The organism is Devosia sp. (genome assembly GCF_048261455.1).
GTDB lineage: Bacteria > Pseudomonadota > Alphaproteobacteria > Rhizobiales > Devosiaceae > Devosia_A.
In genome coordinates this window covers 132,591-145,305 of the sequence record NZ_JBLXGA010000005.1, presented here as the reverse complement: position 1 = coordinate 145,305, position 12,715 = coordinate 132,591, and the positions used below count along the sequence as shown (strand labels likewise).

Below are 12,715 nucleotides of genomic sequence, written 5' to 3'. Positions count from 1 at the left end.
CAGCTGTGCGCGGCTGTTGGTGCTGGCGCGGTGGCGCAAAAAAACCGACCGACACGATGGCCGGTCGGTTCAGAGCGATCAGCCTGGCCTCAGGCCTTGTTGTCCTTGAGGAACTTTTCAAGCCAGTGGATGTCGTAATTGGCTTGTCCCACGTCGCCGTTCTGCAGCAGCCGCTGGAACAGGGGCAGGGTGGTCTTCACCCCGTCGACAACGAACTCGTCCACGGCGCGGTTGAGGCGCTTCATGCATTCGTCGCGCGTGCGGCCATAGGCGATCAGCTTGCCGATCAGCGAGTCGTAATAGGGCGGGATGGTGTAGCCCTGATAGACAGCGGAATCGACGCGGATGCCGACGCCACCGGCCGGGTGGTAGAAGGTGATATTGCCCGGCGAAGGCGCGAAGGTTTCCGGATCCTCGGCGTTGATCCGCACCTCGATGGCGTGGCCGTTGAACTTGACGTCGTCCTGCGAGAAGCTGAGCTTTTCACCCGAGGCGACTCGGATCTGCTCGTAGACGATGTCGACGCCGGTGATGCGCTCGGTCACCGGATGCTCCACCTGCAGCCGGGTGTTCATCTCGATGAAATAGAAGGCGTCGTTCTCGTAGAGGAACTCGACCGTGCCGGCGCCGGAATAGTTCAGCTTACGCATGGCGGCGGCGCAGATCTCGCCGATCTCCATCTGCTGGTCCATCGGCACGGTGGGGGCAGGCGCCTCTTCCCATACCTTCTGGTGGCGCCGCTGCAGCGAGCAGTCACGGGTGCCCAGATGCACCGCGTTGCCCTGGCCGTCGCCCAGCACCTGCACCTCGATATGGCGCGGCTGGCCGAGGTACTTTTCCATATAGACCGAGTCATTGCCAAACGCGGCCTTGGCTTCGGTCCTAGCCGTCGACCAGGCGTTGAGCAGGTCGGCTTCGGAATGGGCGACCTTCATGCCGCGGCCACCGCCGCCGGCGGTCGCCTTGATCAGCACCGGATAGCCGATCTCTGCCGCGGTCTTGATCGCGTCTTCGTCGGATTCGACGGCGCCGGCAGAACCAGGCACTACGGGAATGCCGAGCTCAAGCGCGGTCTTCTTGGCCGTGATCTTGTCGCCCATGATCTCGATATGGTGCGACGACGGGCCGATGAAGGCGATCTTGCTTTCGTTGAGAATGCGGGCAAAGCGCGCGTTCTCGCTCAGAAAGCCATAGCCCGGATGCACGGCGTCGGCACCGGTGATTTCACACGCCGCCATGATCGAGGGAATGTTGAGATAGCTGTCCTTGGCGGGCGGCGGGCCGATGCACACGCTCTCGTCGGCGAGGCGCACATGCATGGCGTTCGAGTCGGCCGTGGAATGGATGGCGACCGTCTGGATGCCGAGTTCCTTGCAGGCGCGAAGGATACGCAGCGCGATCTCACCGCGATTGGCGATCAGGACTTTCTGAAACATCTCGGCTACTCGATGACGACGAGAGGCTGGCCAAACTCGACCGGAACCGCGTCGTCGACGAGGATCTTCGTGATGGTGCCGGAGCGGTGCGCCGGGATCTGGTTCATGGTTTTCATCGCCTCGACGATGAGCACCGTCTGGCCTTCGGAGACCTTGCTGCCTTCCTTGACGAAGGGCGGCTTGCCCGGCTCGGGCGCGAGATAGATCGTGCCGACCATGGGCGAGGTTAGGGTGCCGGGGTTCGACGCATGATCCTCGGGGGTGGCAGCGGCGGCAGGTGCAGCTGCGGCCGCGGGAGCGGGCGCCGGTGCGGCGGCCTGGGGCGCGGCGGGGACGGATACCTGCTGCACGGCCTGTGTGGCATAGCTGCGCGTCACCCGGACCCTGAGGTCCTCGCGTTCGATCTCGATTTCGGCAAGATCCTGCTCGTTGAGCAGCTTCGCGATGGCCGCGATAAGCTCCTGATCGGCAGAATTGGACGACGCCTTGGTCATTGGATGCCTCTTATAGTTTTTCGGCCAGCGCGCTGAGGGCCAGCTTATACCCGGTGGAGCCGAGCCCGCAAATCACCCCGAGCGCCACGGGGGACACATAGGAATGGTGGCGGAAGGCTTCGCGCGCGTGAATATTGGACAGGTGCACCTCGACCACCGGCAACGCCACGGCCCGAAGGGCATCGTGAATTGCGACCGAGGTGTGCGAATAGGCACCCGGATTGATGATGATGGCTTCGGCCGAACCCAGCGCCTGCTGGATGAGGGTGACGAGCTCACCCTCGTGATTGGACTGCTTGCAGGTCACCTCGAGTCCGAGCGACGCGCCATGCTCGACCGTCAGCTTCTCGACATCGGCCAGCGTCTGCGCGCCATAGGTCTGCGGCTCGCGCGTGCCGAGCATGTTGAGGTTCGGGCCATTGAGAACGAGGATACGGTGAGCCATGATGCCTGCGTTGTGCACTGCGGCCCATTCGGGCGCAAGCGTGGCCGGGACATAGTTCACGAAAAAGGGCGGAAATGCGGCCCTGAGGCTCAGCCCGGCGCGTTTTCCTGCGCCGGACAGGTGGTGGCGCCACAGGCGCGCATGTTGTCGACGCGCTGGCGCAGCCCCTCTAGGCCGACGGCACCCGGGATCACCTCGTCGCCGATGATGAAGGTCGGGGTGCCCGAAATCTGCAGCCGGTCGGCGATCTGGAAGCTGCGCTGCAGGATTTCCGTGATATCGGCATCTTCCATTTCAAGCTGCACCGATACCGGGCTGAGGCCGAGATCGCTCGCAGCCTTGACGGCGGCGGCCTTGTCGATCTTGCCCCTGCTGCTGAACAGCGCCTGGTGGAAAGCCCAGTAGTCGACATCCGACTGGCCGACGACCGCCGCGACGCGCGCCGCATCGATCGAGTCGGGGCCCAGAATCGGGAATTCCTTCAGGATCACTCGCAGCTGCGGGTCTTCGGCGATCAGAGTCGCAAGGTCGGGCAGGGCCTGACGGCAATAGGTGCAGTTGTAGTCGAACATTTCGACCAGCGTGACATCGCCGTCGGGATTGCCGAGGACGATATGGTCCGGATCTTCATAGATCGCCGTCTGTAGATCGCTGAGCGCCGCCTGACGCTCGGCGGTTTCTTCGGCCCTGATCTGCTCATTGAGCGCCGCCGAGGCGCGCTGCAGGACTTTGGGGTTCTCGAGCAGATAGCTCTCGATCATCGGATTGAGCGCCGCCGCGTCGATTGGTTGCGACATCGGCGCGGTGTCGGCGCTCTCGGCCATGGCACTCGTCACCACGCCATCGGCGATCTCGCGCACCGCGGCTTCATCGAGCGCCGGTGGCAGGTCGGCCGCACGCTCCGTGAGCACCTGTTCGGCGATCTGGCGCACCTGCGCTTCGTCGAGCCCGGGCCGAATCACCAGCGCTGCGGCGAGCCCGCCGATGAGGATTCCGGCGATGATCAGCAGGGCAGTTGCGAGGCGGGACATGGAAACTCCGGATCATGAGAGGCACGGCTTGCTAGCAGACTAGCGCCGAAAGTACAGCGCCGCGGTTACCGTGAGGCCCCGAACGCATCAATTCTGGTTGAGGCATGGGCGCGACTGTCCTAGCGATGAACGATGACCGAGACATCCGATACCTCCGGGCTCAGGCCCTTTTATGCCATGGCGATCAATGCGAGGGCGCGGGCCCTCGAAGACCAGGGGCACAGCATCTGTCATCTCGAGATCGGCGAGCCCGGCGTAGCGCCAGCGCCCGAGGTGCGCGCTGCCGCCGCCAAAATGCTCGACCAGCCGCAGGGCTATACGCATTTCGCCGGCGTGCCGCAGCTGCGCGCTGCGCTGGCGGACTATTACCACAGCCAGCACCAGGCCGCGGTGCACCCCGATTCGATCATTGCGACCATGGGCTCGTCCTCGGGCTTCATCCTCGCCTTTTTGGGCACCTTTGGGCCCGGCGCGCGGATTGCGGTGACCCGGCCGGGCTACCCCGCCTATCTCAATACGCTGAGCGGGCTCGGCTTCGAGGCGGTGGAAATCCCCGTTCAGGCCGCCAACAACTGGCGCCTGACCGCCGAGGATATCGCGACCGCGCATGCGCGATCGCCCTTCGAGGGTCTGCTGTTCGCCTCGCCGGCCAACCCGACCGGCGCCGCCGTGACCCGCGAGGGGCTGGCGGAGATCGTCGCCACCTGCGCCCGGCTCGGGGTGCGGCTGATCTCTGACGAAATCTATCACGGGCTCGACTATCGCGGGCCCTCGGTGAGTGCGCTGGAGTTCACCGACCAGGCGATCGTCATCAACAGCTTCTCGAAATACTACTGCATGACCGGCTGGCGCATCGGCTGGATGGTGCTGCCCGAGGCGGTGTTGGCACGCACTCAGATGCTGCAGCAGAACCTCTTCATCTCGGCGCCGACGCTGAGCCAGCACGCCGCCACCGTGGCGCTGGGGGCGCGCGCCTACGCCGAAGAGCAGAAGGCGCATTATGCCGAAAACCGCAAACTGCTGGTGTCGGCGCTGAAGCAGCTGGGCTTCGGGCTGGCCGACGAAAACGATGGCGCCTTCTATGTCTATTGCGACGTCAGCCGCTTCACCGACGACTCGCTGAGCTGGTGCGAGGCCTTGGTCGATCAGGCCGGCGTGGCCGCGACCCCGGGCGTAGATTTCGACCGCTTGAACGGCAATCGGTTCGTGCGCTTTTCCTTCGCCGGCACGCGCGACACGATGGAGCAGGCGATCGAGCGGATCGCGGGGTTTGTGGAGCCGTGAGGATGGTGGCGTCACGTCTTGCCGATCTCGGCTGGCTGTGGATGCCGGCCGCGCTGATCCTGCTAGCTTTCGCGACGCAACACTATGCTCTCGGATCGGAGCAAATCGACGTTGATGAAGCGACTTTCATGGTCGTCGCTCAGAGTGTGTTGCGCAATGGGTTACCTTACATCGAGGCGCTGGACAACAAGCCGCCGCTGTTCTTCCTGATCCTAGCGGGCGGAATGGCTGCAATGGGCGAGACGGTCGAGGCTGTACGCCTTTTCGGAGACGCGGCTATCGCCGCCACTGCTGTCATCCTCTTCGTTCTGTGCAAGCGATATGTTTCGCAAGCGCTCGCGTTCGCTTTGGCTGCGGCCTTCGTGGTCTCGCATGCAGGACACCTGGGCGAATCCACGAACTCGGAGATCATTGCCAATCTGTTCGTGGCGACATCTCTGTTGGTATTGGCGAGCCTACCGAACAGCAACAGAGCATCCTACGCAGCGGGCGTGATGATCGGCTGTGCAGTGCTGGTTCGGACCAACTTAGTCTACCTTGCGCTCGGCGTGACACTGCTACATCTCTTCGCGATCTATCGGCCAGCGGCCATTGGATTGCGGCGTTGGAGCGTAATTGCACTCTCTTTTGGCGGCCTGACGCCTTTGCTGGCCGTTGTTGGCCTATTCGCCCTACACGGCCAGTTGCCGCTGCTCTGGGTTGCAGCAGTAGAACTGCCACTGGAATACGCTCGCTCGAGAACCGGCACGGTGGGCTTGGTTTGGATCCCGCTGGGTTTTCTTCGGCTTGTTCCGGGGGTCTCGAGTGTGATCGTGCTGCTGCTGATACTGGGTCTCGGTTCCGTCATGAGCCTGCTCAGGCAGGATGCTCCCAAGACCTTCCTTCGCGACAGGGTAATTTTCGCTACATTTCTGGTATCGATTTGTCTGTCGATCGCAATGACCGGGTCCTTCTATAATCACTACATGCTTCAGACATTTCCGCCCGTGCTTGGTCTCGGTGCGGTGTCGCTGGCGCTGGCCGGCAAAAAACTCACCAACTGGGTTCTGACAGGTACGACGGCGATTGTGGCCTTGGGCACAGTTTGGTTTGGTGTCCAGGGTGCCTTGCTGGTATCGCGTCAGATTGCTGGCGAGGTAGATCATCCGATCGCCGACGCGGCGGCAGCCATTGAGGCCTACAGCGGCAGTGATGACAGCGTCTGGGCGCTCGGCAATCAACTGATACTTTTTTTCTTGGATCGCGATCCTATGCTGCCCATCGGCGCTTTCCCCGCAAATCTGCGACGAGAGGCGATGTATGCACCATTGGTTCGGGCAGGCCTGATGCCCGCGGATCCGATGCATGCCATATTCGAACAGCGGCCACGCTACGTGGTCCTCTCACAGTTCGAACCCCCTAGCGGCTTGGCAGCTGAGGACCAGACCGCGTTCAGCGAAGAGTATGAGCAGTGGTGGGCTCAGGAGGGTGTCGTCGTGGCGCGGAGAATAAATACGGCTCAATGAGTCAATCTTGCTGGCTCGTCGCCTTTGGTGCCGGTAGCAGACAGGTCCACCAGCCATTGAGCATTGATGATTTCATGATGCCCACCTTGACCACTCAACGCCTGCGCCTGCGCCCCATGGCTGCGGCGGACTTCGATGCCTACCGCGACATGATGGCCTCGGAGCGCGCGCGTTTCATGGGTGGCCCCTTCGATACCCGCGCCGCCTGGGGACTATTCTGTCACGACGTCGCCTGCTGGCAGCTGTTCGAGCATGGCTGCCTGCTGATCGAACTGGCAGCGACGGGCGAGACGGTGGGGCAGGTGGGGATCAGCCATGGGCCGTTGTTCGCCGAAAAGGAGCTCGGCTGGTTCCTCTATGCCGGTTTCGAGGGTCACGGCTATGCGACTGAAGCGGCACGAGAGATGCGGAGCTGGGCGTTTGAGCAGCGTGGTCTCACGACACTGGTTAGCTATTGCGACGCCGAGAACGCCGCCTCGCGCACTGTGTGTGAGCGGCTGGGCGGCGTGATCGATCCTGACGCCACGCGCCAGGACCTGGAGGACGTTGTATACCGCTACAGGGCCTGAGGCGGCGGTGGCTTATTTCGGGGTGTAGCAGCGGAGGCGGTTGCCGTCGGGGTCTTCGGCGGTGAAGGTGTAGCCGAAACCGAGCTCGGTCGGCTGCTGCACGATCTTGAGCCCCAGTTTCTCCCATGCGGCCCGGGTCGTATCGACCTCGGCATCGCTGCCGACGGTGACGCAGATCTCGGACTGGCTGCCCGTGGCGGTGCTGGCCGGCTTGACGCTGTCACGGCTCCACAGGCCCAGGGTGGTCTTTCCTGCGAGCGGGAACATCGCGAAGCCCACCTCCTCATGGATCGGCTTCGTGCCGAGCACGGCGGCGTAGAGTGGCGCGGCTGTGCCGGCGTTGTCGACATAGTTGATGATCATGCTGACGGTCATGGCTGGTATCCTGTCGTTGGGTCGTTGCTGACCCGACGACGCTTAGGCACCGGCATTGACAGATTCCGGCAGCAGCGCACGAACTGAGAAATCCGAGCGACACTCAGGCCGGAGGCCGGCCCTCGCGCGCGTTCCATTCTGCCAGCATCTTGGCCCGGCGGCGCGGATAGCGCGCGCCCAGGGGCTCGGCCTGGGAGATGCGGTCGATGCGGAAACTGCGAAAATCGGCGCGCAGCTCGCACCAGCCGACGACCATGCGGACCTTGTCGAAGAACCCCACCGCAAAGGGCCAGACGACCCGTTCCGTCACGGCGCCGTCCGGCGTGCGGTAGGTCATGCGCAGCTTGTGCTCCGCACGAATGGCGTCGCGGATCATCGCGAAGTCGACAACCTCTGGGATCACCTCACCATTCGCGACGAGCAGCGTGGCATTGTCGACGGTGTCGCGCAGACCATCCGGCAGCACCGCGGCGATCCGGTCGAGCGCCGTTTGCGCCGCCTTGCCGAGCCGGTCGTCGGCGACGCGACGCGCGACCCACCGCGACCCGAGTACCAGCGCCTCGATCTCGTCCGCGGAAAACATAAGCGGCGGTAGGGTGAAGCCGGGGCGCAGGACATAGCCGAGGCCCGCTTCGCCTTCGATATCGGCGCCCTGGCCCTGCAGCGTGGCGATGTCGCGATAAAGCGTGCGCAGCGAGATACCGAGTTCGCGGGCCAGTTCGGCACCGGCGACCGGCACGCGCCGGCCGCGCAGCAGTTCCATCAGGCTGAGAAGGCGTTCGGTGCGGGACATCTCTCCACCCTACCGCGGTCGCAGGCAGTGCGGCACGCACACTTGCCTGGCCGTGAAACAGAAACGGCGGCCCACGGGCCGCCGTTTGCGCTCAATTTGCGCCCGAGTCTCAGCCGAGGCCGAGACGACGCTGCCACCAGCCGGCCTTTTTCGGCTTCGGCGCCTCGGCTTCCGCCTCGGTTTCCTTGGCGGAGCTGACGACGATCTCGCCGTCCGGGATTTCCTTGCGGCTGCGGCGGCGCGGCTTGGGCGTTTCGGCCTTTTCCGCTTCCGGCTCTGCCACCGGAGCGCTGTCCTCGGTGACAACCGGTTCGGCTGCGGCCGGTGCCGGCGTTTCGGCCGGTTCGGTCACAGAGTCGAGCTTTTCGGCAGAAGCGACAGCTGCCTCTTCTGTCGGCGGCGTGGCCGCCTTGGGCTTACGGGTCCGGGTGCGCTTGGGCTTGGCCGGCGGCGCTTCGGCTTCTGCCGCTGCGTCGGCGGAAGCCTCGGGAGACGGAGCCGTCTCGGTGCTCACCTCGGCAGCCGGCTCGGCCTTCTTGCGGCGGCCGCGCTTGGGCTTTTCGACAGGCGCTTCGGCGACCGGCTCTGCCGGCTTGTCGAGATCGACACCCGAGGCTTCGGCGATGGCATCCTGGGCCAGCACGGCCTCGGCGACGGTCTCGACGGCGTCGGCATCAGGCATTGTGCTCTCGGCCGGAGGCGTCTCTGCGACGGCCTCGTCTGCCGCCTGATCACCGGACTCATTGGGCTGTGCCTGCGTCTCGGCCTGCGTTTCGCTCTGGCCATCCTCGGGACGACGGTTACGGCGCCCACCACGGCGGCCCCGCCGGCGCCGGCGGCGCGGCTCTTCGCCATCCGCCGAAGGCGTATCGCCAGAGTCATCTTCATTGCTGCCGGAGGCGGCGCTTTCGGCGGCGACGCCGTCAGCATCGGTCGTTTCCGCAGCAGCCTGCTGCGGCCGATCTTCGCGATCCCCACCACGACGGCGCCGACGGCGGCGACGGCCACCGCGCTCGCCCGATTCGTCATTCGAAGCGGCAGCGTTTTCGGTCTCGTCGGCGGTATCATCCTCGATGTCGTCGTCAGCGTCCTCGAGCACAGTGGTGTCGACCCGCACATGAGTGCCGGCGGTCGGCAGGCGATCATTGACCCGCGCTTCGCCTCGTTCGATGGCAAAATGCGTCGGGCCGACATGGTCATCGGCCACGATGGTGATCGACAGTTCGTATTTCACTTCGAGCGCGATGAGCGTGTTGCGCTTGCTGTTGAGCATGTAGAGCGCGACATCGGTCGGCACCCGCAGGTTGATCGAGGCGCCGGGCTTTTTCAGTACGTGATCCTCGACCTGGCGCATGACCATCAGCGCCAGGCTTTCGACCGAGCGCACGAGGCCGGTGCCGGAGCAGGTCGGACACTTGTGGGTGGAGCTTTCGACGACCCCGAAGCGGATGCGCTGGCGGCTCATTTCCATCAGGCCGAAGTGGCTGATACGGCCGACCTGGATGCGGGCGCGATCGTTCTTCAGCGCGTCCTTGAGCTTGCGCTCTACCGCACGGTTGGCCCGGTTCTCGCTCATGTCGATGAAATCGATCACGATCAGACCGGCGAGATCACGCAGGCGCAGCTGGCGCGCGACTTCCTCGGCCGCTTCCAGATTGGTCTGGAGCGCCGTGTCCTCGATATTGTGCTCCTTGGTGGAGCGGCCCGAGTTGACGTCGATCGAAACCAGCGCCTCGGTCGGATTGATCACCAGATAGCCGCCCGAAGGCAGGGTGACCTGCGGCGAGAACATCTGGTCGAGCTGCGGCTCGACATTGAACTTCGAAAAGATCGGCTGATCTTCCTTGAAGGCCTGCACGTTCTTGGCGTGCGAGGGCATGATCATCCGCATGAAGTCCTTGGCCTCGCGATAGGCCTCGTCACCGGCGACCAGCAGCTCGTCGATCTCCTTGGAATACAGATCGCGGATGGTCCGCTTGATCAGCGAACCTTCCTCGTAGACGAGGCACGGCGCCTGGGACTTGAGTGTCAGGGCGCGGACATTTTCCCACAGCCGCTGCAGATACTCGAAATCGCGCTTCACCTCAGCCTTGGTGCGGCTGGCGCCGGCGGTCCTGAGGATGATGCCCTGACCCTGCGGCACGTCGAGGTCGCCGACGATGTCCTTGAGGCGCTTGCGATCGGCAGCATTGGTGATCTTGCGCGAAATGCCGCCACCGCGGGCGGTATTGGGCATCAAAACCGAATAGCGGCCTGCCAGTGACAGATAGGTGGTGAGCGCCGCGCCCTTGTTGCCGCGTTCTTCCTTGACGACCTGCACCAGCATGACCTGCCGGCGCTTGATCACTTCCTGGATCTTGTAATGACGGCTGCGCACATTGGGGCGCCGCCGTTCCTGGATGTCTTCCAGCGCATCGCTGCCGCCGACCTGTTCGACCGGCTCGCTGTTCGACGGGGCCTGCTCGACATGGCTGCCGTCGTCGCTCTCATCCGGCTCGGTCGACTGCGGGTCGGCTTCGGCACCGGCTTCCGCCGGCGCGTTCGAAGAATCGGCGCTCTCATCAGATTCCTGTGCCGCATCTTCGCGCAGCAGAGCTTCGCGGTCGGCAACGGGGATCTGGTAATAATCGGGGTGGATTTCGCTGAACGCGAGGAAGCCGTGGCGATTGCCGCCATATTCGACGAAAGCGGCCTGCAGGGACGGTTCGACCCGTGTCACCTTGGCAAGATAGATATTGCCTCTGAGCTGCCGCCGGCTGGCGGATTCGAAGTCGAATTCCTCTAGCTTATTGCCGCTGGTGACGACGATCCGCGTCTCTTCCGGGTGGATGGCATCCACCAGCATTCTCTTGGTAGCCATAAAACGTTGCTCCGCGCCTTCGCGCACCGACGGACGACGCCCGGCTTACCGGTCGTCCGCGTCTGGCGCCATGCGAGGCGAATGGTTCGAGTAAGGAGGCGCTCACTGCGCCGTTAAAGGCACTGACGGAGGCGTCAGCGCGTGGAAAAAGGACCCCAGGCCGAAGAAAGGAGACGGCAAATGCGCAAACAGAACTGTGCGTTGCGTCAGAATTTGCCCGCTCGGTGGCCATAACACCTCTTCCTTGGGGCAGGCCGAAGGCCTTGGGCGTCGCCTGCCAGTCGATCCTGTTGGGACCGATATTCTACACAGAGGCGTCAAAATGTGCCGCATCTCGAAGCCGGAGAAACACCTCCGGTCCGCCGCCGCCGACCGCCAGGCCGCCAGCGCAAGGCGCCAGACGACAGATGGGGTAGGAGGCAAGCCGCCTCAATCAAGGCTTTAGGGCTGTTGCAGCAAATTGGCAACAGGAAACTCCAGCCCCCCATTCTGTACGCGTTTGACCTCACGGCCGCGTGATCATGCACTGATGGTGCTTTCCCGATGCCCCGGAATCGCCCGATTGGTCTGAAGGTCTGCGGACAATCTCAAGGAGTCTTGCCGCCGTGATATTTTCACCCGCCGCGCCGCGCGACACCAGTGCCGCAGTCCGCGTCCTGTTCGCCGCGTTGATGGTCCTGCTCTTCGGCGCCCCGGCCATGGCCCAGCTCGATACGATTGAGGACTATCCGGACGTGATCGACGCCCGTGTGACCTCGACGCCCGATCGGGCCCGGCTGGTGATCGATCTGAGCGGCCCCACAGAATTTGCCATCGTGTCGCTGCGCGAGCCCGACCGCATCGCCGTGGACGTCAAGGCCTGGCAGGTCAACATCTCGGTGCCGGCCGATGTCGCCGGGACCGGACTGATATCGTCCTTCAGCATCACGATGGCGGAAAAGGGCAGGGCGCGCACCGAGCTCAAGCTGGGTAAGCCAGGCCAGGTGCAGCAGGCCTATGTGCTCGATGCGGTGGACGATCAGCCCGCGCGGCTGGTGGTCGACATGATCGGCGACACCGAGGAGAACTTCGCGGCGCGAGTTGCGGCCGATGCGATGGCAGCGCGTCAGCGGGCCGAAGCAGAGGCCGCGGCGAGCAAACCCGCGCTGGCGACCGGAAACTCCGATCCCGGAACGCGGCCCCTGGTGGTCATCGATCCGGGACATGGCGGTATCGACAACGGGGCCTCGGCACCGAACGGGGTACGCGAAAAAGCGATCACCCTGGCGTTCGCGCTCGACCTGCAGCGCGTGCTGATCGATACCGGGCACTTCGATGTGGCCCTGACACGCGAGGACGACACCTATCTGACGCTGAACGAACGCGTGGCGCTGGCCCGTCAGAACAAGGCGGACCTGTTTATCTCGCTGCACGCCGACAGCTTTCAGGAAGAAGAAATCCGAGGCGCCAGTGTCTACACCCGCGACGAAAAGGCGACCGATATCCTCGACAAGGTGCTGGCCGAGGGCGAGAACAAGTTCGACATGGTGGCCGGCTTCGCGTTACCGAACGGACCGCCGGAGGTGAGCAGCATCCTGCTCGACCTGATGCGGCGCGAAATGCGCAAATCCTCGTTCCTCGCGGCGCAGGCGATCGTCAAGCGGCTGGGACCGGCCGTCAGGCTGCGCCGCTTCCCGGTCCGGCAGGCCGACTTTTTCGTGCTGCAGGCTCCGGATGTGCCGTCGGTGCTGATCGAACTCGGGTTCCTGTCGAACGCTTCGGACATCGCCAACCTGCAGCGCTCGGACTGGCGCGAGAAGGCGGTCTCGGCGCTGGCAGAGGGCATCTCCGATTATTTCGATGCCGCGCGCCAGACCGCGGCAGCGGAGTGATTTTTTTGCCACTTTGACGGCAGATGCCGGACACAAGCTGCTGATCGTGCAG

General features: G+C 64.0%; 11 protein-coding genes. 4 read left to right on the top strand and 7 right to left on the bottom strand.

The features are described from left to right. Positions 1-89: 89 nt before the first annotated feature. From accC to ACN0TK_RS07675, 4 genes are all read right to left on the bottom strand, one after another. A complete protein-coding gene (gene accC / locus ACN0TK_RS07690) occupies positions 90-1,436 on the bottom strand; it encodes an acetyl-CoA carboxylase biotin carboxylase subunit (RefSeq protein WP_417308884.1) in 1,347 nt (448 codons plus the stop codon). A 5-nt stretch (positions 1,437-1,441) separates the two neighbouring features. Continuing rightward, positions 1,442-1,930 (bottom strand): acetyl-CoA carboxylase biotin carboxyl carrier protein, encoded by a 489-nt coding sequence (gene accB, locus ACN0TK_RS07685; RefSeq protein ID WP_417308883.1) that lies wholly within the window; start codon positions 1,928-1,930, stop codon positions 1,442-1,444. A gap of 10 nt (positions 1,931-1,940) precedes the next feature. Further along, positions 1,941-2,375, bottom strand: coding sequence for a type II 3-dehydroquinate dehydratase (gene aroQ / locus ACN0TK_RS07680; protein ID WP_417308882.1), 435 nt, complete (start codon positions 2,373-2,375; stop codon positions 1,941-1,943). Between the two features lie 89 nt (positions 2,376-2,464). Next, a complete protein-coding gene (locus ACN0TK_RS07675; RefSeq protein WP_417308881.1) occupies positions 2,465-3,406 on the bottom strand; it encodes a DsbA family protein in 942 nt (313 codons plus the stop codon). A gap of 132 nt (positions 3,407-3,538) precedes the next feature. Here ACN0TK_RS07675 and ACN0TK_RS07670 point away from each other — a divergent pair, with 132 nt between their 5' ends. The 3 genes from ACN0TK_RS07670 (at position 3,539) to ACN0TK_RS07660 (ending at position 6,764) form a co-directional block, all read left to right on the top strand. Beyond that, the gene (locus tag ACN0TK_RS07670; protein ID WP_417308880.1) at positions 3,539-4,690 is read left to right on the top strand and encodes a pyridoxal phosphate-dependent aminotransferase; all 1,152 of its coding nucleotides are present in this window, start codon (positions 3,539-3,541) and stop codon (positions 4,688-4,690) included. A 2-nt stretch (positions 4,691-4,692) separates the two neighbouring features. Beyond that, on the top strand, positions 4,693-6,195 hold the full coding sequence (locus tag ACN0TK_RS07665; RefSeq protein WP_417308879.1) for an ArnT family glycosyltransferase: 1,503 nt from the start codon (positions 4,693-4,695) through the stop codon (positions 6,193-6,195). A 77-nt stretch (positions 6,196-6,272) separates the two neighbouring features. Then, positions 6,273-6,764 carry a GNAT family N-acetyltransferase gene (locus tag ACN0TK_RS07660; RefSeq protein WP_417308878.1) on the top strand — a complete coding sequence of 164 codons (492 nt, stop codon included), beginning with the start codon at positions 6,273-6,275 and terminating at the stop codon, positions 6,762-6,764. 12 nt (positions 6,765-6,776) lie between these two features. Here ACN0TK_RS07660 and ACN0TK_RS07655 read toward each other — a convergent pair whose 3' ends face one another. From ACN0TK_RS07655 to ACN0TK_RS07645, 3 genes are all read right to left on the bottom strand, one after another. Then, a complete protein-coding gene (locus ACN0TK_RS07655; protein ID WP_417308877.1) occupies positions 6,777-7,139 on the bottom strand; it encodes a VOC family protein in 363 nt (120 codons plus the stop codon). Between the two features lie 103 nt (positions 7,140-7,242). Continuing rightward, positions 7,243-7,932 carry a helix-turn-helix transcriptional regulator gene (locus ACN0TK_RS07650; protein ID WP_417308876.1) on the bottom strand — a complete coding sequence of 230 codons (690 nt, stop codon included), beginning with the start codon at positions 7,930-7,932 and terminating at the stop codon, positions 7,243-7,245. Positions 7,933-8,041: 109 nt separating this feature from the next. Beyond that, positions 8,042-10,792: an Rne/Rng family ribonuclease gene (locus ACN0TK_RS07645; RefSeq protein ID WP_417308875.1), complete on the bottom strand. Its 2,751-nt coding sequence runs from the start codon at positions 10,790-10,792 to the stop codon at positions 8,042-8,044. 605 nt (positions 10,793-11,397) lie between these two features. Here ACN0TK_RS07645 and ACN0TK_RS07640 point away from each other — a divergent pair. Then, positions 11,398-12,663, top strand: a complete 1,266-nt coding sequence (locus ACN0TK_RS07640) for an N-acetylmuramoyl-L-alanine amidase (protein WP_417308874.1) — start codon at positions 11,398-11,400, stop codon at positions 12,661-12,663. Positions 12,664-12,715: the final 52 nt, after the last annotated feature.